Here is a 20,403-nt window from a genome sequence, read left to right on the forward strand (position 1 = left end):
TATGGCAAAGGAAAAAAAGATTGTAATTAAGGATGCGGAAATCACCAACAACTGCCCGGAATGCTTTAACCAAGAACTAAAGATTTCCTTCTATCAAAAACACACTTACAACGCTTTTTACCATAGAACAACTGATGAAGTAACCCATGAGATAAAATGCAAAAAATGTTACTCCATTATTTATCCCGTAAACTGGACTCCTGATATTGAAAGGGTTTTTGATTACTATAACAAATTGGTAAGCCCAGACAGAACTTCGGTAAGGTTTACAACCCTGTTCTTTATAGTGCTCGTGCTTATAATTTGTTTAGTGGCCACGGGGATTTATTTTTACTTGGAGGGTGTTAGCTAATCACATATATAAGTTAAATTAAGATTTTATTTTCCATAACTCTTTCACACTAATAATTCTTTTGACTATTATGTTGTTATTGTTGAATGATTTATTAGTCGGCATACATAGGTTATCGCCCATGCCGAGAAAAATAAATACAAGTGATTTTTGTGAACAAAAAGCGTGTAAAGTTTTCCTTTTTAATTATTCAATAAGTTTTTGAATTGATAAAAAAAACGCTCGACCAATCTCAAATCTTCGGTTATAATTTCTGCTGTTCCCCGCATTTCCTGTTTAAACTCCACTTCGTTCCCATAACTGGTAATCAACTGTTTTGGCAGAGACACATTTATTAGATAAAAACCTTCTTCATCGGGTGTAAGAGAGATACTTTCCACTTTTCCGGAAAGTACCCCGAACTCTGTATCGGGATAATCCTGAAGTTTGACGTTTACATGCTGCCCTACTTTTAGTTTACCAGAGTTTTGGGATGGAGCTCTTACTTTTGCCAAATAATGTAAACTTTCCGTAGGTATTATCGTAAATACCAAATCCCCCTGGGCAACAGTTTGGCCTTTGCTCCAGAAGTTTGAAAAAGATACTTTTCCATTCATATTGGATTTAAAGACATATATATCTTCCCAATCCACAATTGCCTTTTTTAGTAGATTTAATGACTGAATGGAACTTTTGAGCAGCTGCAGTTCCTCCTTAGTTTTTGAAATCTCGGTTCCTTTTGAGGTATTACGTGCATTTCCTATCGCTTCACGTACTTGTGAAATTGTAACGCCAAGATTTTTAAAATTCCGTTCCGCCAGTAAGTACTCTTGTTGTTTGTTTTCGTATTCTTGGGCGGAAATGACTCCTTTATCAAAAAGCTTCTTGTTCCGTTCCAAATCGTTCCTCTTCAAGCTCATCTCGGATTCGTTCAAACTATATTGTCCCATTAAGCTTCCCAATCTTCCCATTAGTTCTGATAAGGATATTCTATTTGCCATGGCATCGTTGGAAAAAGGTCGTAATTCTTTGTTCAACATATACTGTGAGTAATTATTTTCGAAAAGGGCATAACTTTCCTCGATATCTCCAAGAAACAATATTGGCAGTTCGTTCAATGGAAATGAAAATGACCTGTCCTTGAACTTTACGGTATCCAGAATCGATTTAAGATAAAGAACATCTTCGGTATTGGCCGTATTTTCCAAAACCGCCAATATGCTGTTTTTGGAAACAGGTTGTGAATCTTTTACGTATATGGTATCTAATTTTGAAGTTATGGCGGCATATTCTTTTTGCGGAGGTATTTTGGTGGTAATAATTGCTTCGGCGGTAATGATATCAGGGTATTTTATTAGCCAAGATATCGACAATAACAAAAGAATCAGGAATAGGAACAGTGTATTCCCCCAGCGCACCATCCAACTGGGCACACGTGTTAGAATATCCTGTACTTCCTCGCTTCTTAATTCTATATCGTTTAAATGTTCTGGCATCTTATTTACCCAGTTCCAACTGGTTTTTAACTAGATTGTAATAATTTCCCTTGTTCTTTATAAGTTGTGAATGATTTCCCACTTCCACAATTTTACCCTCATCCAAGACAACTATTTGATGTGCGTTCTTAACGGTACTCAACCTGTGCGCAACAACAATAACGGTTTTATCCTTATAGAATTCGTTCAGTTTTTCCATAATCACTTTTTCGTTATTGGCATCCAGTGCGGAAGTGGCTTCATCAAAAAAAAGATAATCAGGATTTTTATAAACTGCTCTGGCAATCAATAATCTTTGCTTTTGGCCTGTACTGAGACCCACCCCCTCCATGCCTATTTTTGTATTGTAAGACAGTGGTAATTCTTCAATAAACTTTTTTATATTGGCAACATCCACTGCATATCCTAGCTTCTTCTTATCAATATGGTCCACGCCTACAGCGATGTTGTTAGCAATGCTGTCATTAAAAATATAGTCTTCTTGCATTACCACTCCACATTTCTCACGCCATTCTCTCTGGGCCACATTGGCAAGATTGTGATGCCCAAATTTTATGGTGCCCAAGTTGGGTTCATAAAACTTGAGCAATAATTTCATTAAAGTTGTTTTTCCACTGCCACTGACCCCTACGATCGCAGTTACTTTTTTAAGGGGAATATGCAGGTTTAAATCCTGTAAAACCATTGCATCCGAACCAATATATTTAAAGGAGAGGTTCTCGATTTCAAAACCGAAATCATTAGGGATATTTTGAATTTTAGAACTGCTATCAGGCTCTTCATCTTCTTTATTATGGATTTCCGAAAGGCGTTCCAGTCCAATTTTGGCATCTTGCAGTTCCCTAATGAAGTTTATCAGTTGGGCTATCGGGGAATTGAGCTGACCGACTATATATGTTATGGCCAGCATCATGCCCAATGTTAACTCTCCATCAACAACTAGTTTAGCTGATAAAACGGTAATAAGAATGTTTTTGAGCTCATTTATAAACCCAGACCCAACACTTTGGTATTGTTCCAAAATCAATCCCTCTATGTTGATTTTAAATATTCTTGCCTGTAAAAATTCCCAGCTCCATCTCTTTTTCTTTTCAGCATTGTGTAGTTTAATGGTCTGCATTCCATTGATAAGTTCGATGATTTTGCTTTGTTCATCACTTACTTGGGCAAAACGCTTATAATCCAATGTCTTCCTTTTTTTAAGGAAGATGATAATCCATAAAAAGTACAGTAGGCTTCCCAAGAAAAAAATGCCGAGTATCGTTAGATTGTAGTACGCTAAAACAAGGCTGAATACTACAAGGTTTACCATTGAAAAAAGTATATTCAACGATGAGGTGGTCAAAATACTTTCAATACGCTTGTGATCATTGATTCTTTGAAGTATATCGCCCGTCATCCTTGTATCGAAAAAAGAAATGGGCAGTTTCATGAGCTTGATAAAGAAATCAGACACCAAAGAAATATTTATACGTGTGCTCAGATGCAATAAAATCCAACTCCTGACAACTTCAATCGCAGTCCTTCCAATAAAAAGAGCCAATTGTGCAAAAAGTATAAGGTAAATAAATTGAACATCTTGATTTTTAATCCCTACATCTACAATGCTCTGTGTTAAAAAAGGGAAAATAAGTTGAAGTAAACTTGCCGCTATTAAACCAATAACCAGTTGCCATATCAGTTTTTTATACTTAAAAACATATTTGGATAGAAAAGCCAAATCAAGTTTGGATTCTTCATTATCAAAATTGGAGCCATAGAATTTTGGCGTGGGTTCCAATAACAATGCAATTCCTTCTTCAGTGCTATCAGTTGAGTTATTACCTATCCAATTTTCCAAAAAATCCTTTTTATTGTAAACCAACAATGAATGCGCAGGGTCGGAAATATAATAGGTCGTATTCCTTATTTTGTACAGAACAACATAATGGTGCTTGTTCCAATGAAGTATGCAAGGCAACGGGACCTCATTCAGTTGTTGTAGCGAGATCTTTATTCCCAATGACTTAAAACCCAATTCCTCCGCGGCATCACTTAGGCTAAGAAGATTACTACCTGCCCTATTGGTTTGACTTAAATCTCGTAATTCTTGTAAGGAAATTATCTTCTTGTAGAATTTTGCTATGATTTTTAAACACGTAGGGCCACAGTCCTTAAAATCGGGCTGTTTGTAATGTGGAAAATTACGCATATGGGATAGTGTAGGCTAAAAAGAAAATTCTATACTTAAATATAAGTATTTTAGTACAATTATGCGTTTTTTCTTATACTATAAAATTTAGGAATTAAAAAATTTACTAATTATAGAGATTATAATGCTTTGTTAGGTATTTGGGACAATAGTTTTATGATGCATAGATTAAAAACAATTTTATTTAAAGTTATTTTTAATCTTTTCTGCAATCGTTTCAAATTCTTCAGGTTCCATTTTTTCTTTATACTGAAAAGTGGCGTTTTTCATGGTGTGCAACGGAATTAGGTGTACATGGACGTGCGGGACTTCCAAGCCAATAACCGTCATCCCCACACGTTTACAGGGCACTGAAGCTTCAATGGCCTTGCCCACTTTTCGGGAAAATGCCATAAGTTTAGTATAGGATTCTTCATCCAAATCCGATAGTTTGTCCACTTCTTTTTTTGGTACACAAAGCGTGTGCCCTTTGGAATTTGGGTTTATATCAAGAAATGCAAAATTATCCTCGTCCTCTGCTATTTTATAACAGGGAATTTCTCCATTGATTATTTTGGTAAAAATACTTGGCATGCCTGGTGTGGTTTGGTCCTGAACAATAAAAATCCTGTCGGGTGACAGGATTAAATATAACCAATTAGTGGATGTTAATCCCGTGTAATCTCCAAAATATCAAACTTTAACGTTCCATTGGGTACGGTAATCTCGGCAACATCACCAACAGACTTTCCCAATAAACCTTTTCCGATTGGGGAAGTAACGGATATTTTCCCCTTTTTTAAGTCTGCTTCACTCTCTGCCACCAATGTATATTTCATTTCCATACCATTGGTTTGGTTTTTTAATTTTACTGTCGACAGCACCAACACTTTTGAGATATCCAGTTGCGATTCATCAATAAGTCTGGCATTTGCCAATGTTTCTTCCATTTTGGAGATTTTCATTTCCAAAAGTCCCTGTGCTTCTTTTGCGGCATCATATTCCGCATTTTCAGACAAGTCCCCTTTATCCCTTGCTTCACCAATGGCCTGCGAGGCTTTGGGCCGCTCTACGTCTTTTAAATAATTGAGTTCCTCCCTTAATTTTTTTAATCCTTCTTCCGTATAATAAGATATTTTACTCATATCGTAATATTTTATGCAAAAGGACACTGGAGAAAATGAAAATTTTCCCAATGTACTTCATCGTTGTAAATACAAAAAATCCCCGACCACCTCTATGACACGCATAGGATTTTTATCGAGGATTTAACGCAAATATAGGTAATTTTTGTTCAAATTTGTCCAACTAATGTTTTGAAATCCATACCATGAGGCGCTTCTGGAGCTGTATTTTTTTGACTTTTATAATTTCTTGTGATTCCAATGATACCAACCGAAATCCTTTTCTCCAAGAAGTGAGTTTTAGATTTGAGCTAAACTTAAATCTTCCACTTTACAACAATCTGAATACTATTGGAAATCCTGTTTTTGTTGGGAACAGTGGAGTAGGAACACGAGGAGCTTTTGTAATGAAAACTTCAATAGACAATAACTTCATCGCATTTGAGGCAAGTTGTCCCAATCATGCACCAAATAATTGTTCCACGATGGAAATAGATGGCCAAAACGTGGTTTGCCAGTGCGAGGATTTCACCTACAGTCTTTTCACAGGACAACAGTTGAACAGGCCAGATGACGGGAATAGATACTATGACCTACTCTTTTATAGAACAACGCTAAGTGGAAATACTGTAACGGTATTTAATTAAATTAAATTGGCTATACACCCTAAGCCCTTAGTCCTTAGCCCTTAGCCCTTAGCCCTTAGCCCTTAGCCCTTAGCCCTTAGCCCTTAGCCCTTAGCCCTTAGCAAGGAAATAAAACTATCATAAAGACGCTACTAATTCCCCAAGATTTTATCCATTACCCAACTGGTATGTAGCCCAGTGGCTCCCGTTGATGGATGCTGTGCTATTCCTGAAAGATGTTTTTGTATATTTTCTACATGATATCGGTGCAAGTGTTTGGGATGTTCAATAATTAAAGATTCCTTCAGTTTCGGACTTATTAATTCTATTGGTAACTCATTTAATACAGAAAACCGTATTTCACCTTTGGAACCAAAAATCTCAACCTTGTCCTGTTGTTCATTGGCCCCAAAAATCCAACTGCCTTCTCCGGTTATTCCATTTTCATGGAGCCAACTGCCCGTGACGGCATCTTTGGCCGAATATAATCCTTGTTGGTTCACGGCAAAACCCTTCGCATCTTTTATATTGCCCAATAAATAGGTGAACAAATCAAGTCCGTGACTTGCCAAATCATCAAAATAGCCAGCCGGAGCAATTTTTGCGTCGGTGCGCCAGTTGTATGTCCCGCTCAAATCGAGTTCACTGGGCGTTCTGCTCTTATACCAACGAATGTGCCTTACATCTCCTATCAGACCTTTATCCAACCATTCCTTAACTTTATTGAACCTGGGCAAAGAACGACGGTAATAGGCAATAAAAAGTGGAATTCCGTTTTTCTGGAAAGCGTTGTAAATCTCAAGACTGTCCGCATAGCATGGCGCCATAGGCTTCTCAATACAACAAGGTTTTCCAGCTGCTGCTACCAGAAGACCATATAGCTTATGGGTATCTGGAGGTGTAGCTATATAAACGGCATCTATTTTAGGGTTTTCAATGACTTTACTCGCATTGGTCGTCCAAAACGGCACCTGATGTCTTTTGGCATAATCCGCTGCTTTTTCTGCATTACGCCGCATTACCATGGACAATTCAAAACCTTTCGTGTTTTTATAGGGCGGGCCGCTTTTTACTTCGGTAACATTTCCGCAACCAATAATTCCCCACCGCAACGGTTTTAAATTGTCCATATCATGCTATTTTTCAATTCATCACAGCAAGTTTATAAAAACTAAATCTTCATATTTCAATCCAGCTGTTTCAAGATTTGAATCGTACAACCAATTTAAGAATAAATCCACCTTTTCCTTTTCCATCATTCCCCAATTGTTTTGGTTGCCATAAAATGTATTTGAGAGCTTTTGACTTTCCAACAAATCGATATCGGCATCGCTTTTGGCTATGTGGGGTTTAATACAATCTACTGCATATTTCGGATATTCTATAGCGTATAAAAAACCTTGCTTTGTTGCACTAAGAAAATCTTGATAGCATTTTTTATTACTATCGACTTTACTTCTACTTGCAAAAATCACTGGAGAATAGCCATAAGGAATTTCATAATCTCCCATTTTGAAGTTTCGCAGTGCAACCCCTTTGGATTTTGCATGAACCCCTTCCCAATTGGTAAAAATCCAGGTAGCATCCAAGGAACCATTTATAAGTGTATCCCAGATACCCAATCTTTTAGGGTATTCAATTTTGATGTCGCCCGTACCTCCGTCATTTCGTATCATTCTTTTTACGATATCGTCTTCATAACGTGCTTTGTAGGAAGCATAAACCTTTCCATCCAAATCTTTAGGAGTTTTTATATCACTTTCTTCCAAAACAGTGATTGCACTGATGTCCTTCTTAAAAATTGTGGCGATGGCTACGGCATCAAAGTGGTCTTTTTTGGTATTGTAGCTCAGTATACTTTCAAACGGACAAAGGGCTATGTCAGCTTCTCCCAATTCCACTTTTTTGGCAGGTGTTTTGCTATAATCGTCTGTTTCTGGCGTGTTTATCTCCAAATCAATTCCATACTCCCGATAAAAACCTTTTTCCCGTGCCACATAAAAACCGCTATGGTTCGTGTTTGCGGTCCAATCCAATGCTATTTTCAACTTTTCCATATCCTTAAAAATTTAATGTTGCTCCTAAAAGAAAATTGATTCCTGCCTGTGGATAGAAAAACGATTCCCCAAAAAATACATAGCCGTTGTTTTCATATTCCAAATCAAAAATATTGTTCACTTGCCCAGTGAAAACAATCGACTTTATAATTGAAATATTCGCTAATGTGTATTGCACGTTTACATCGTTTACAAAATAAGCGTCTATAGCATTGGAATCCGTATTCGTCATAAACTGCTCCCCAACATATTTAGAATACAGGCTTGCACTAAAGTTATCCGAAGCATTATAGCTTAAAATGTTTCCTGCAATAATCTCGGGCGAGAACGAAATATTGGTGTTGCCTAAATTGGTAAAGCCATCAGTGCCATCTTCGACCAAAAAATCCTGGTTTTTGTTGGTGCTGATTGCCAGATTGGGTCGAATACTGAATTTATCCCATGTAATATTGGCATCGATTTCCAAACCTAAACGATAGCTTTGACCGCTGTTCTGGCGAATAGGAAAACCTACCTCATCCAATTCTCCCGTCAATACCAACTGATTCTTAAAATCGAGGTAATAAACGTTAGTGTTCAGTTGAAAATTTGGGGAGATATAGCGCCACCCCAATTCAAAATCGTTCAGGCTTTCAGGTTCTGGAGCACCCGTTTCAAAATCTACACGTGCTGGTTCGCGATTCGCACGTGCGTACGAGAAATAAATACTGTTTTGATTATTGGGCCTATACGTGATTCCCGTTTTTGGATTGAAAAATGAAAAATTCTCATCCACATTCAATGCACCACTAGGGTCGAACAGCCCTCCTGAAGCTTCGTAGTTAATTGTTCTTAGCTGCAAATCGCCGAACAAAGAAAATTGCCCATTAAGTTGATAGGTAGCTTTTGCATACACATTGAAATCTCTTTTATCACTGCCATTTTCATAAAAACGGAAAGGAATACTTGGCAATTGTGCAAATTCGGCAACAGTGACCTCACCATATTGTTCGCCATCGTAACGATTGAAGCCTCCGCCAAAAACGGCATCCCATTTGGAGTCATTATAATTTAAACTAAACACGGTACCGTAAAAATTACTGTTTAAAAAACGTTCCGTGACCAAGTCTGAACGCTCTATGGTTTCACCATTGGACTCGAAATTAGGCAATCTGTAAAATGCCAAATCCCCGTTAAAAAAGCTAGGGTCAGATTCTATGTATTGCTCAAAAAATCCACGTCCTTTTGTATAATGTAACGATATGTTCCCTGTCCAATGCTTATCAAATTGTTGGGTAATGTGCAATTGGTAGTGGTCTTGCTTGTAATTATCTGTCTGTCTATCGTAGAACTGCGTATTTCCATCCGAATCCAAATAAAGACCGTCGTTATTGAAGGTTCTGTTTTCTTCTAGCCCTGCCGCGTTCAGTCCAAAAAACGACAGTCCCGTAATTTCCTCTCCACCAAAAACCACGGCTTTTATCAAGGTATTTTCATCTTTGTAGACACCATCCAGAAAATAAGACCTTAAATCTGAAAATGCACGGTCAATATATCCATCTGATTTTATCCTGGAAAGCCTTCCAGAAAAGGCAAAGTGGTCGTTCAACATTCCTGTGCCAAAGCGAATGGAGTGTTTTCTTGAGTTAAAGCTTCCGAAGCTGTTGGATAACTGCGCAAAAGCTTCTTCCGAGTAGTTGTCCGTTAAAATATTGACACTTGCACCAAAAGCTCCTGCTCCGTTCGTGGACGTTCCCACACCCCGTTGAATTTGAATGTTCTCGATAGACGATGCAAAATCCTGAAGGTTAACAAAAAATGTGGTCTGACTGTCTGCATCGTTGTAAGGAATTCCGTTAATGGTTACATTGATACGGGAATTATCCGCTCCTCGAATCCTAAAATCGGTCGGGCCTATTCCAGTACCATCAAATGTCGTGGAAACCACCGAAGGCATATAATTTAACAACACGGGGATATCCTGGCCTAAATTTACTTTCTGTATCTCTTCCCTGTCGATGTTGGTAAATGTAACAGGAATCTTGTCCGTAGCCCGCGAAGCGGAGACTACAACTTCATCCAGATTGATTTTTTTACCTTCTAAAGAGTCTTTGGGTTTTTCCTGTGCACTTGCCAAGAGTGCAAATCCACAACTGGTAAAAATTGTAAGAAATGTTTTAATGCGATGCCGTTTGTTTGTTTTTGACCGTCGCATTGAACCACTTTTAACTACAGTGGTTGCTTCATAAGAATTTGAATAGAATGGTTTCATCCGTAAAAAATTTTACGAATAAAAGGGGCCATTATTCCTTGTTAGTATTTGATTTTTTTGAGCGACCCAAGGAGTTTTTCGTCACCCTGAACTTGATTCAGGGTCTCATTTTTTGATGATGTGATTCTGAAATAAATTCAGAATGACGTCTACTCTTCAACGCTCTGCTGTCCCTTGGCGGCATTACCCGCCCAGGTTCATTGGGTATAATCTCAGCCTTATTCTAGGTTCTAAGTTGTTGGTTTTAAGTGGTAAATTGGTCAATAGAAATACTATTCGCAACTTAAAACATTAGACTTCAAACTTAGCACTTATCAAAAGCACCCCTTTGAGATGGAGCAAATGTAATTCCCTGCATTCACTTTTCATAACAAAAACAACGTTAATTAACTTTTTGGAACAACCCATATCCCTATGCCTTTACGTATATTAAAATAGAACGGTTGATATGTACCCCAAATCAAAACGTAGATTTACATTTAAAATAATTACCAGCTATCTAGTTTTAGGTGTATTGGCGTTTTTGGCGGCCTTTTTTGTTTATTTAGAATTTAAAAACTACAATGCTTCTCAGAATAAAGAGGAGGAAAATAATAAGTTATTAAAAACCAACTCTTTGTTGACCGAACTGTACGAAGCCGAAAATCTATCAAAGCTGGCATTACAGACCAAAGAAAGGGCAAATCTTAATGCGTATGCCCAAAAAGTAGACTCCATATTCAATTCTATCGATAGTTTAAAACTCTTTACCGCCAACGAAAATCAGATATTAAAACTGGATAGTGTTCAAAAACTGTTGCAACAGAAAGTTTATAATAATGCGGAACTTAGAAATCTAAAAGTTAGAAATACAAAAAGTGCCCCTCTTGATTCCTTACTGAAAAAATTCAATAAAATGGAGGTTGATTTGGGCAGAATAACGCCTGAAACCTTTGTTCCCAATTTTACAGAATTGTCCTTAGAGACTCAAAACTCCATTAGAGAATATGTGACCATTCTTAATAACAATATTCCATCAGAAGATAAAGAGAATGCACCTACCGCAGATATAGATTCTTTATTACAACTCTCCAAATCATTGCTACAGCAGGCAAAATTGGAAAATACAAGGATGGAACAGTCCGTAATCCGAAAAGAGCTTCAGATTTATAAGGCCGATTTGGAACTTTCCCAAAAACTACGGAGCATGATTTCCGATTTGGAACAGGAAATTATCATGAACGCTTACTTGGATAATGTCAACAAGGAGCAAATACTAAAGCGGAGCGTTCGTTTAACCGGGATGGCCGTTATTTTAGGGCTGATCGTGGTTTCTTTGTTTACTTTTTTGATCACCAGGGACTTTTGGAAAGTGCAACGGTATCGGGAACAATTGGAAAAGGAGAAGAAATATTCCGAATCCTTGTTGAAGAGCAGGGAACAGTTGATATCTACCGTAAGCCACGACCTCAGGACTCCACTGAACACTATTGGCGGATATACCGAACTGATGGAGCACAGTGGCTTGGGCGCCAATCAGCAGCAATACATACGAAACATTAAATCCGCTTCAAAATATGTCGATGATCTGGTAAATGATCTTTTGGATTTTTCAAAATTGGAAGCTGGAAAAATCCAGATTGAAAAGGTGCCTTTCGTTCTCAAGGACTTGATTGCGGACTTGGCTTCGGGTTTTGAAGAAGTTTATCAGAAAAAAGCTATAGCGTTTACAATGGAAATTCCCAAAGATTTGGAAAAACCTATAATCGGGGATCCTTTTAGAATACGCCAAATACTGACCAATCTGCTCGGCAATGCCTTTAAGTTCACCGATAAAGGATTTGTAAAGGTAACGGCCCAAATCATAAAAAAAGATGCTCGCCCATTTGTGGACATTACCGTTCTTGATTCGGGCATCGGAATTGAACGGGGACAGCAAGAATTGATTTTCAATGAATTTACACAAGCAAGCGATTCCATCGAAAAAAAATACGGCGGGTATGGACTGGGATTGACCATTTCCAAAAAATTGACCTATTTACTGGGTGGAACTCTACACTTGAAAAGTGAAGAAAGCAAAGGAAGCGCTTTTACGGTTTCCCTGCCCCTTGAATTTTCGAGTACTGAGGTTATTGCCGAAAAACAGCAACAAACTAATTATCATAAAAAACCTTCTTTATTGATTTTTGATGATGACGAAACACTGTTGGGGCTTTTGCAAGAAGTATGCAGTATCCATGAGATGTCTGTTAAGGCTTTTACAAATTTTGAGGATTTAGGCTCCTTGGATGATTTCTGTTATGATGTGGTCTTGACCGATATACAAATGCCCTTGGTCGATGGCTACGAGGTGGTAAAAAGATTAAAGTCGGGGCAATTCGAGCATTATAAAAATCAGCCCATTATCGCCATGACGGGACAAAGAAACGTAGATAAGGACAGTTATATAAATACCGGCTTCTCCGGAGTACTACAAAAACCGTTTGCCCATACGGCTTTGTTACGTACACTTACCACTCTTCTGGACTTATCCCATCACCACACTGCTTCCGAGCTTGATCAGGACAGTAATACAATCAAATCCAATTCTAAAGTGTTCAATTTAGAAATTATTTCATCTTTTCTGGACAGCCCTAAAAGCATTCAGGAAGTTTTGGAACGTTTTCTTGAAGACACTCAAGATAATACGGAGCAACTTTCGTTTTCGGTCAAAAATCTAAGCTACGACGAGATAAAATCGATTTCCCATAAAATGTTGCCGATGTTCCGTCAGCTGAACGTGGATAGCGCGATTCCGATTCTTGAAAAATTTGAGCGTCTTTCACACGATGCGTCCCATAAAAAAACGGTACAAGATTTTAAAAAGTTGAAGCTTTCGATTTTAAATCTGGAAAAGGCAATCCGTGCTTTCTTGCCTACACTTCCAGTTGATATTGATTGATTTTATTGTAAAGTGTCTTTCTGGTAATCTGTAGCAATTTGGCCGCCTTGCTCTTGTTAAAATTGGTTTGTTTCAAGGCGTTTAGAATTTTTTCCTTTTCATAGTCTGATTTAGAAAATTTGGATTGGGATAAATTGCCAACTTCATCATCAATCATATTGGGGATGGAGCTTAACGCAACTGTGCCCCCTTCTGTAAACAACACTGCACGCCTGATTATATTTTTCAATTCCCGAAGGTTTCCAGGCCAAGTGTAGTTGCGAAACGTATGTTTGACCTCTTCTGAAAAATCGATTACATTTTTATCAAGTTCCCGGTTCGCATTGTCCAAAAAATAATTGGCAAATAGCATCAAATCATCATCACGCTCTTTTAGTGATGGGATTTCAAGGGAAAACTCATTTAAACGATGGTACAAATCTTCCCTAAAACTGCCTTTGGCAACAGCATCCAATAAATTTTCATTGGTAGCGGTTATGATTCGTACATCTACAAAAATCTCTTTTGTACTGCCTACCCGTTTTATTTTTCTTTCTTGAAGGGCCCTGAGCAATTGCACTTGGTTCTCATAGGAAAGATTTCCTATTTCATCCAAAAAAAGCGTGCCCCCGTTCGCAGCTTCAAAATGACCCATTTTATCATCAATGGCTCCCGTAAAACTCCCTTTTACATGTCCAAAAAATTCACTGGTCGCAATTTCCTTGGGAATGGCTCCACAATCCACTGCTACAAAATTTTTGGACTTTCGCTTGCTTTTATCGTGAATGGCCTTGGCCGTGACTTCCTTGCCCGTTCCACTTTCTCCGGTAATTAGAACCGACATGTTTGTCGGAGCTACCAAATCTATATACTGTTCTAACTTTCTTGAAACATCACTGGTTCCAATAATAATTCCCGATTGGGTCGAATCCTCGGATTGTTCTTTGGTATCTTCGGTTTTTACGGATTGCACTCTTTCAGGCACCTTTGTATTGAGGGCACTGGTAATGATCTTGAGAATATTTTCGGGGGTAAAAGGTTTGGATATATAATCGAATGCTCCTTTTTTCATGGCACTTACCGCAGTTTTTACTTCTGCATAACCCGTCATTAAAATCACCTGTGTACTGGGAAATTCGGATTTTATTCTTGAAAGTAATGCAATTCCATCTCCTTCGGGCAGTCTTACATCAGATAGGATAACATCAAATAGATTAGCCTTTAATTGCTGTTTGGCATCGATAATTGTATAGCTTGTGGAAATATCAAAATTATGCTTGGCCAAAAACTTATGGAGCATTTGGCAAAAAGCTGTGTCATCTTCAATGATTAAGATTTTGGGCATATCTCAGTATCAAATATACGATACTGCAAAGGTTATGGACTTTGAGGGCGTGGTAAAATTATCACAAAAAGGAGAGGTCCACCAAAAGCAGACCTCTCCTAACCAAACTAACCTAACACGATTAATCAAAGCTGTGTTATATCTCTATCCAATTTCCCTCAGCATCGGCATACAAAGTTCCTGAAGTCCCATCTTCCAACGATAGCTCCAATTTGTATTGTTCAGATGCATTTTTATAGGCTTTATTCACAGTTGCGGTTGGATAATCCTTTGCCACAGCAGCTGTAACAGCTTCTGGAAGATCGGAAACACTGATTTCCTCAAAATCCTGTGTTGCAGTTACTACAGTTGTTTCGTCTGCTTGTAGCTCAGCAGTTTCTTCTTGGGCAATTGCTGTAAGACCTACAAAAGATAAAACAGTTGCAAAAAATAACTTTCTCATTGTGTATATATTTAAAAATTAAACTTGCTAACCTATATGAAAATCTAGTGCCAACATTTTTTACATCATCGTTTTTCATTCAATCATCTGATAATGAATTGGTTATATAATATTTGAAAGATAACGATACTGTGTATTTGTGTATACAACAGCTTTTTCATGTGTATTTTTTATACAAAAAAAGGCTGCTTGCGCAGCCTTTCCAACTTTTGCCGATATCATCTCATTTGTTTCTCGGTAAGAAACTCTTCATAGTCCTTATCAGCAAAATGGATAATGCATGGTTAGTGTTTGCATAGCATCATCCGAATTATTTGTCTTTTTTTTCCTTGTACTCTTTTTTTAAATAAGAAGCCAATAAAAAAATTGATATTATAAAGGATAGAACACTTAGAATCAAAGCTATTATATAAGGCATCTTTTTTACTTCTATTTATTGGACACATTTTTTGAACATTGGTCACAAAAAGACCGTACGATGTACGGCCTTTTCAACCAAATCAACCAACCAAGACAATCTAGGCACCCACGCCCAGATGTCCATTATACGTATTGTAGGACACAGATTTAAAAAAAGGTCACATTGCGTATACAAAAAGACCGTTGCTGAAGTTTCCAGCAACGGTCTTTTTAAATAAATATAATTTTTATTATGCTTGGTGAGTCGGTTTTAGAAGGTCATTGACCGTTTTCACCGGATTGAAGGTCACCAACGGTACTTCTACAAAAATAGTGTTCCAAAATGCCATGGCTCCATTCCATAATCCAGGAAGTTCCAATGCTTTTAATTCTTTGCCTTCTTTTGTCTTTTCTGTGATGAATCCTTGTTTGGCATCTACAAAATCCAACAGATTATATTTCTTGCCTTTGTGGTTTCTTACACCGCAAATTAAATCGACAGGGTTAAAATGCGTTGAATTTTTCAGAATTGATGCTTGTTCTTTATTGGAGGTATCAATTTGAGCGGATTCAATAATCTGAAGTGAAACATTTCCTTCTGAATCATATATCCAAAAAGGGCCGCCGCCAGGTTCACCTTCATTCTTTACCATGCCACATACACGAATGGGGCGATTTATTTTGTCTTTTACCAGAACTAGCTGTTCTTCTGGATTCAACTTTTCATAGTTATCGGAAAACCGTACATTCAATTCATTCTCTAAAAATGTCTTGATTTCATCGAGTTTTTCATTGGAAACAGTATCATGTTCAAGCATTTTAGCATATTCAAACGCCCTTGCCTGAACTTTAGTTAAAACACCCGCCAGTATTTTTTTACTGTCGGCTACTTCCTGTAAGTTTTCATCAATCACTACGTTATCGATATTTTTTATAAAAATAACGTCGGCATCTTGATCATTTAAATTTTCTATCAAGGCACCATGGCCTCCTGGTCTAAACAGCATTGAACCATCATTGTCCTTAAATGGTTTGTTCTTCATATCCACGGCAATGGTATCCGTAGATGGTTTTTGATTGGAATATGTGATGTTGAATTGGGTATCTGTTTCTTTGGAAATCTTTGGCCCTGCCTGCATATGTTCTTTTTTGAACATGGCATCGTGCTGCTCGGATATTGTAAAATGAAGATTGGCATTACCTCCTGTTTTTGCATAAAGTGCTGCTTCTTTTAAATGTTCTTCGAACGGTGTTGCACTTTGTTTGCCATAGTTATGAAATGGCAATAGCCCTTTTGGATAAAACCCGTAATTAAGTCCATCTTCCATGAGCATTTCCTTTACGAACAGATAGGCTTTTTCATCTAAATTGTTCGCTTTTGCTGAGACCCTATCCATAATATGCTCGTAAAACGGAAGGTTTTCCATTTCGGACGTAAACTGTTGTACCGCTGTATCACCAGTCCTTTCAATATAAGTTGAAAGTGTTTCTTGGGAAGGGTCATAGGCCTCCAAAAAATTGAACATCGCCTTAAACATTCTAGATGCCGCTCCGGAAGCTGGAACAAATTTCAGAAGTGCCAAGTCACCACGAACGCTTTCAAAATATTGAATGAGCTCCTTTTCCTCTTTTTCGGAAAACTTTAAAATACCGTCTGAGATAACAGCGGCCCTTTCCAATTTCACAAATGGGATTCCTTCTTTAAACGTTTCTATTTGATCGAGTACTTTTTCCTTGGAAATTCCTTTTTTTTCTAGTTGTTCTAAGTCTTGCTGACTAAAGTCGGTCATTGTTCCAAAAGTTTATTTATATGTTCTACTGCAGTTTTGAGCCTTGTTTTTTTATCTCCTTTCAAGATAACGAAATTCCGATTGTATTTTTTCAACGTATCATGGAAATATGCAAACATTTTTTTTCTTTCGTCGGGCTTGTCCCTAAGGTCGTCCGCTTCCCACGGGGTATCTATATAGGTCAAGAAATAAAGGTCATAGGTATTCTTCAACGCATACTTTTCCAGAACAGGGTCACAATAACCTATATAATATGCTTCGGAATATACTTTGGTTTCCAATAAATCCGTATCGCAAATCAGTAAATCTGTAGCTTTTTTGGTCAACTCATTTTCCAAACGGATCTGTCCTTCAGCGATAGGCAACAAATCTTGCGGTTCACAGGTTTTACGTTCGTTGTTCCATTTATCTTGTAGATACTCTCGCGCATATTCGGGCACCCACACAGTGTTATAATGTCTTGCCAGTTGTTGTGATAATGTAGTTTTTCCTGTAGACTCAGGGCCAAAAAGAACTACTTTAATAAGGTTTGAGGGCTCTTGCCCAAATTTGTCTTCCATGCTCTGTAACCGAAAATAGCAATTATAGTCAATAAAAAATACAGCAAAGAACTGAAAATCAGTCCTTTGTACCAGTATAGCGGCACGGTGATAATGTCACCAACGATCCAATAGACCCAGTTCTCCAATTTTTTCTTTGCCATCAACCACATTCCCACAAAAAAGATAGCCGTAGTGAGGGTATCCACATAGGCGGTCCACGTATCGAACTTTTTAAATACAATATAAACGACCAATACAAAGACAATGGCCCCAATGAATAAAAGCACCGACCATTTCTTTTCTTTGGAAGTGGTCTTGGTAATGGGAACAAAATGTGTAGCATCCACTTTTCGGGTCCACAGGTACCATCCTATAATACTCATAACAAAATAATACGCGTTGATTAGCATATCGCCCAACAGACCAAAGACCAAAAGGATATATACAAAGATTCCCGTACTGATGATGCCCGTAGGAAAGACTAGGATATTCTCGCGTTTAGAGTACCAAACACTGAGCAGTCCAAAAACCACCCCAATCATTTCCAACACGATCAAATGTGTTGGAACACCTTCGTATTGTGCAAAAATCCAATCAAAAATGTGGCTCATACCCGCTTCTGTCAGATTTTACAATCTTCATATTAAGTAGTATGTGCTCGACATTTTCAAACGTATCTTTTATTTCCTTGTGTAGGGTTTTCATCACCTCATCGTACTCACCATAGACCTGGGTACTCAATGGGTTTTCTAAAATGGTAAGTCCAGAAGCTCGAAGTTTTTGGATGAAGTTTATGATAGGTGCCTCAAAATCATCTTGTAGGGGAGTCAACGCAAGTTCAACAGATATTTTCATTATCAAAAATTAATGGCAAAGCTACTAAAGGAAATCCTATCCGCCTATCATACGCAAGGCATAAACGCAGGTAAAACCTTCAAACTCCAAAAACTCAACATGATAATGTGATTCTTTCCCTTTGTACAAAATTTGAGCACTTGTTTTTCTATCATCAAACAGAAAATCAGTGACATCAATATGTCTCAAAAAACTAAGCCCTTGGGTTGCATTAATTTTATATAGCGATTCCTTTGCACCCCAAACAATGGTCAATTTTCTAACTATGGCCTCTGTGTTTGCCAAAGTCCTATATTCTTGTATTGGAGTAAACTTGTGGGCTATGCGCAATATTTTATCCCGTTGTTTTTCAATATCTATTCCAACCTCGTCGGTATTGCTAATTATGATTCCCGTAAAATCATGGGAGTGCGTAATAGAAATGTAATTACCATCTTTTAAGTGTGGTTTCCCCACCTCGTCATAAAATAAATCACTATCCAAATAACCCGCTTCTGCCAGTAGATGCCGTATGCTCAGAAAGGCCCTTCGATGCGCTTGGGACTTCATACCGTTCATTCGATCTTGACAATGGGGCGTTAGGTGAATATTATGCTGTAGTTCCTCTTCAGGTTCGGTAACCTTCCAAATAAAAACTTGGGTAGTGGACGAGACTGTTATGGTTTTGTAAAGGGGCACGACTAAAAGTTAAGTAATTTGTACCTTTGCTGGCTGTTAAGCGAAACTACAAAAGTAAATTTAAAAAAAGCTATGAGCACAAAGACAATTCCCTATGTACCTTATAAAGTGAAAGATATCTCTTTAGCGGATTGGGGCCGAAAAGAAATTAACCTTGCCGAAGCCGAAATGCCCGGTCTTATGGCATTGAGAAAAGAATATAAAGATGAACAGCCTTTAAAAGGTACACGTATTGCAGGATGTCTGCACATGACAATTCAAACAGCAGTTTTGATCGAAACCTTGGTCGAACTTGGCGCAGATGTAACCTGGAGTTCCTGTAACATATTTTCTACCCAAGACCATGCAGCGGCAGCTATTGCAGCAGCTGGAGTTCCCGTTTATGCCTGGAAAGGAATGAACGAGGAAGAATTTGATTGGTGTATTGAGCAAACCTTGTTCTTTGGGGAAGATAGAAAGCCTCTGAACATGATTTTGGATGATGGTGGGGATTTGACCAATATGGTTCTGGATCAATATCCAGAATTGGCTTCCGGTATCAAAGGGCTTTCAGAAGAGACTACTACTGGAGTACACCGGTTGTACGAACGGGTTAAAAATGGAACACTGCCCATGCCGGCAATCAATGTCAACGATTCCGTTACCAAATCAAAATTTGATAATAAATACGGATGTAAAGAAAGTGCCGTGGATGCCATTCGCCGTGCCACGGATACCATGCTAGCAGGGAAACGTGTAGTGGTTGCAGGTTATGGTGATGTAGGAAAAGGAACCGCTGCTTCCTTTAGAGGGGCAGGTGCCATTGTTACCGTTACCGAAATTGACCCAATATGCGCCTTACAAGCCTGTATGGACGGGTATGAAGTCAAAAAACTGGAAACGGTAATCGGTAAAGCCGATATTGTAATTACCACAACGGGAAACAAAGATATTATTCGTGAAGAACATTTCCAGGCCTTAAAGGACAAGGCGATTGTCTGTAACATTGGTCATTTTGACAATGAAATAGATATGGCATGGTTAAACGGTACTTTTGGCGATACCAAGGATGAAATTAAACCACAAGTGGATAAGTATACCATTGACGGTAAGGACATTATTATCTTGGCCGAAGGTCGATTGGTAAACCTGGGCTGTGCAACGGGACATCCAAGTTTTGTAATGAGTAATTCATTTACAAATCAGACTTTGGCACAAATCGAGTTATGGAACAATAGTGACAACTATGAAAATGATGTCTACATGCTTCCAAAACACCTGGATGAAAAAGTAGCAAAATTACATTTGGAGCGTTTGGGTGCCGAACTAACGGAGCTTAAACAAGACCAAGCGGAATATATAGGTGTAACGGTTGAAGGTCCCTTTAAACCGGAATATTACAGATATTAGTCACTTTCC

The 20,403-nt window shown here is 38.1% G+C and carries 18 protein-coding genes; 4 read left to right on the forward strand and 14 right to left on the reverse strand.

Going from position 1 to position 20,403, the window contains the following annotated elements; genetic code table 11:
• The first annotated feature begins 1 nt into the window (after window position 1).
• Complete coding sequence (locus HME9304_RS05630; RefSeq protein ID WP_112377650.1) at window positions 2-352, forward strand: hypothetical protein; 351 nt, start codon at window positions 2-4, stop codon at window positions 350-352.
• Window positions 353-534: 182 nt separating this feature from the next.
• On the opposite strand, the gene HME9304_RS05635 is transcribed toward HME9304_RS05630, so the two are convergent.
• The 4 genes from HME9304_RS05635 to greA form a co-directional block, all read right to left on the reverse strand.
• Complete coding sequence (locus HME9304_RS05635; RefSeq protein ID WP_112377651.1) at window positions 535-1,827, reverse strand: HlyD family secretion protein; 1,293 nt, start codon at window positions 1,825-1,827, stop codon at window positions 535-537.
• Between the two features lies 1 nt (window position 1,828).
• Complete coding sequence (locus HME9304_RS05640) at window positions 1,829-4,018, reverse strand: peptidase domain-containing ABC transporter (protein ID WP_112377652.1); 2,190 nt, start codon at window positions 4,016-4,018, stop codon at window positions 1,829-1,831.
• Between the two features lie 180 nt (window positions 4,019-4,198).
• Entirely contained in the window at window positions 4,199-4,591 is a 393-nt protein-coding gene (locus HME9304_RS05645; protein ID WP_112377653.1) for an HIT family protein, read from the reverse strand.
• Window positions 4,592-4,665: 74 nt separating this feature from the next.
• The gene (gene greA, locus HME9304_RS05650) at window positions 4,666-5,142 is read right to left on the reverse strand and encodes a transcription elongation factor GreA (protein ID WP_112377654.1); all 477 of its coding nucleotides are present in this window, start codon (window positions 5,140-5,142) and stop codon (window positions 4,666-4,668) included.
• A gap of 185 nt (window positions 5,143-5,327) precedes the next feature.
• Here greA and HME9304_RS05655 point away from each other — a divergent pair, with 185 nt between their 5' ends.
• A complete protein-coding gene (locus HME9304_RS05655; RefSeq protein WP_112377655.1) occupies window positions 5,328-5,768 on the forward strand; it encodes a Rieske (2Fe-2S) protein in 441 nt (146 codons plus the stop codon).
• A gap of 131 nt (window positions 5,769-5,899) precedes the next feature.
• Here the strand turns inward: HME9304_RS05655 and HME9304_RS05660 are convergent, their stop codons facing one another.
• From HME9304_RS05660 to HME9304_RS05670, 3 genes are read right to left on the reverse strand one after another with little or no spacing between them, the layout of a single operon-like run.
• Entirely contained in the window at window positions 5,900-6,877 is a 978-nt protein-coding gene (locus HME9304_RS05660; RefSeq protein ID WP_112377656.1) for a Gfo/Idh/MocA family protein, read from the reverse strand.
• A 21-nt stretch (window positions 6,878-6,898) separates the two neighbouring features.
• On the reverse strand, window positions 6,899-7,804 hold the full coding sequence (locus HME9304_RS05665; protein ID WP_112377657.1) for an ABC transporter substrate-binding protein: 906 nt from the start codon (window positions 7,802-7,804) through the stop codon (window positions 6,899-6,901).
• Between the two features lie 4 nt (window positions 7,805-7,808).
• Complete coding sequence (locus tag HME9304_RS05670) at window positions 7,809-10,055, reverse strand: TonB-dependent receptor (protein ID WP_239023391.1); 2,247 nt, start codon at window positions 10,053-10,055, stop codon at window positions 7,809-7,811.
• A gap of 448 nt (window positions 10,056-10,503) precedes the next feature.
• On the opposite strand from HME9304_RS05670, the gene HME9304_RS05675 reads away from it, so the two are divergent.
• A complete protein-coding gene (locus tag HME9304_RS05675) occupies window positions 10,504-12,975 on the forward strand; it encodes an ATP-binding response regulator (RefSeq protein ID WP_112377658.1) in 2,472 nt (823 codons plus the stop codon).
• Here the strand turns inward: HME9304_RS05675 and HME9304_RS05680 are convergent.
• From HME9304_RS05680 to HME9304_RS05710, 7 genes are all read right to left on the reverse strand, one after another.
• Window positions 12,950-14,299, reverse strand: a complete 1,350-nt coding sequence (locus tag HME9304_RS05680) for a sigma-54-dependent transcriptional regulator (protein ID WP_112377659.1) — start codon at window positions 14,297-14,299, stop codon at window positions 12,950-12,952. The genes HME9304_RS05675 and HME9304_RS05680 overlap by 26 nt on opposite strands.
• 136 nt (window positions 14,300-14,435) lie before the next feature.
• Window positions 14,436-14,741, reverse strand: coding sequence for a hypothetical protein (locus HME9304_RS05685; RefSeq protein ID WP_112377660.1), 306 nt, complete (start codon window positions 14,739-14,741; stop codon window positions 14,436-14,438).
• Window positions 14,742-15,391: 650 nt separating this feature from the next.
• Window positions 15,392-16,930, reverse strand: a complete 1,539-nt coding sequence (locus HME9304_RS05690) for a DUF4301 family protein (RefSeq protein WP_112377661.1) — start codon at window positions 16,928-16,930, stop codon at window positions 15,392-15,394.
• Window positions 16,927-17,490 (reverse strand): AAA family ATPase, encoded by a 564-nt coding sequence (locus HME9304_RS05695; RefSeq protein ID WP_112377662.1) that lies wholly within the window; start codon window positions 17,488-17,490, stop codon window positions 16,927-16,929. The genes HME9304_RS05690 and HME9304_RS05695 overlap by 4 nt, the downstream gene beginning before the upstream one ends.
• Window positions 17,445-18,083 (reverse strand): nicotinamide riboside transporter PnuC, encoded by a 639-nt coding sequence (gene pnuC, locus HME9304_RS05700; RefSeq protein WP_112377663.1) that lies wholly within the window; start codon window positions 18,081-18,083, stop codon window positions 17,445-17,447. Before pnuC ends, HME9304_RS05695 begins: the two co-directional genes overlap by 46 nt.
• The gene (locus HME9304_RS05705; RefSeq protein ID WP_112377664.1) at window positions 18,067-18,327 is read right to left on the reverse strand and encodes a YkoF family thiamine/hydroxymethylpyrimidine-binding protein; all 261 of its coding nucleotides are present in this window, start codon (window positions 18,325-18,327) and stop codon (window positions 18,067-18,069) included. The genes pnuC and HME9304_RS05705 overlap by 17 nt, the downstream gene beginning before the upstream one ends.
• 36 nt (window positions 18,328-18,363) lie before the next feature.
• Window positions 18,364-19,005, reverse strand: coding sequence for a 4'-phosphopantetheinyl transferase family protein (locus tag HME9304_RS05710; RefSeq protein ID WP_112377665.1), 642 nt, complete (start codon window positions 19,003-19,005; stop codon window positions 18,364-18,366).
• 72 nt (window positions 19,006-19,077) lie between these two features.
• On the opposite strand from HME9304_RS05710, the gene ahcY reads away from it, so the two are divergent.
• Entirely contained in the window at window positions 19,078-20,394 is a 1,317-nt protein-coding gene (ahcY, locus tag HME9304_RS05715; RefSeq protein ID WP_112379740.1) for an adenosylhomocysteinase, read from the forward strand.
• Window positions 20,395-20,403: the final 9 nt, after the last annotated feature.

Origin of the sequence: Flagellimonas maritima, from assembly GCF_003269425.1 — a bacterium.
GTDB lineage: Bacteria > Bacteroidota > Bacteroidia > Flavobacteriales > Flavobacteriaceae > Flagellimonas > Flagellimonas maritima.

Coding starts and splice junctions, on each gene's coding strand:
- HME9304_RS05665 (WP_112377657.1), bottom strand. CDS start 7,804: ATGGAAAAGTTGAAAATAGCATTGGATTGGACCGCAAACACGAACCAT.
- HME9304_RS05680 (WP_112377659.1), bottom strand. CDS start 14,299: ATGCCCAAAATCTTAATCATTGAAGATGACACAGCTTTTTGCCAAATG.
- HME9304_RS05640 (WP_112377652.1), bottom strand. CDS start 4,018: ATGCGTAATTTTCCACATTACAAACAGCCCGATTTTAAGGACTGTGGC.
- HME9304_RS05635 (WP_112377651.1), bottom strand. CDS start 1,827: ATGCCAGAACATTTAAACGATATAGAATTAAGAAGCGAGGAAGTACAG.
- HME9304_RS05645 (WP_112377653.1), bottom strand. CDS start 4,591: ATGCCAAGTATTTTTACCAAAATAATCAATGGAGAAATTCCCTGTTAT.
- HME9304_RS05705 (WP_112377664.1), bottom strand. CDS start 18,327: ATGAAAATATCTGTTGAACTTGCGTTGACTCCCCTACAAGATGATTTT.
- HME9304_RS05685 (WP_112377660.1), bottom strand. CDS start 14,741: ATGAGAAAGTTATTTTTTGCAACTGTTTTATCTTTTGTAGGTCTTACA.
- HME9304_RS05675 (WP_112377658.1), top strand. CDS start 10,504: ATGTACCCCAAATCAAAACGTAGATTTACATTTAAAATAATTACCAGC.
- HME9304_RS05660 (WP_112377656.1), bottom strand. CDS start 6,877: ATGGACAATTTAAAACCGTTGCGGTGGGGAATTATTGGTTGCGGAAAT.
- HME9304_RS05630 (WP_112377650.1), top strand. CDS start 2: ATGGCAAAGGAAAAAAAGATTGTAATTAAGGATGCGGAAATCACCAAC.
- ahcY (WP_112379740.1), top strand. CDS start 19,078: ATGAGCACAAAGACAATTCCCTATGTACCTTATAAAGTGAAAGATATC.
- HME9304_RS05690 (WP_112377661.1), bottom strand. CDS start 16,930: ATGACCGACTTTAGTCAGCAAGACTTAGAACAACTAGAAAAAAAAGGA.
- HME9304_RS05695 (WP_112377662.1), bottom strand. CDS start 17,490: ATGGAAGACAAATTTGGGCAAGAGCCCTCAAACCTTATTAAAGTAGTT.
- pnuC (WP_112377663.1), bottom strand. CDS start 18,083: ATGAGCCACATTTTTGATTGGATTTTTGCACAATACGAAGGTGTTCCA.
- HME9304_RS05670 (WP_239023391.1), bottom strand. CDS start 10,055: ATGAAACCATTCTATTCAAATTCTTATGAAGCAACCACTGTAGTTAAA.
- greA (WP_112377654.1), bottom strand. CDS start 5,142: ATGAGTAAAATATCTTATTATACGGAAGAAGGATTAAAAAAATTAAGG.
- HME9304_RS05655 (WP_112377655.1), top strand. CDS start 5,328: ATGAGGCGCTTCTGGAGCTGTATTTTTTTGACTTTTATAATTTCTTGT.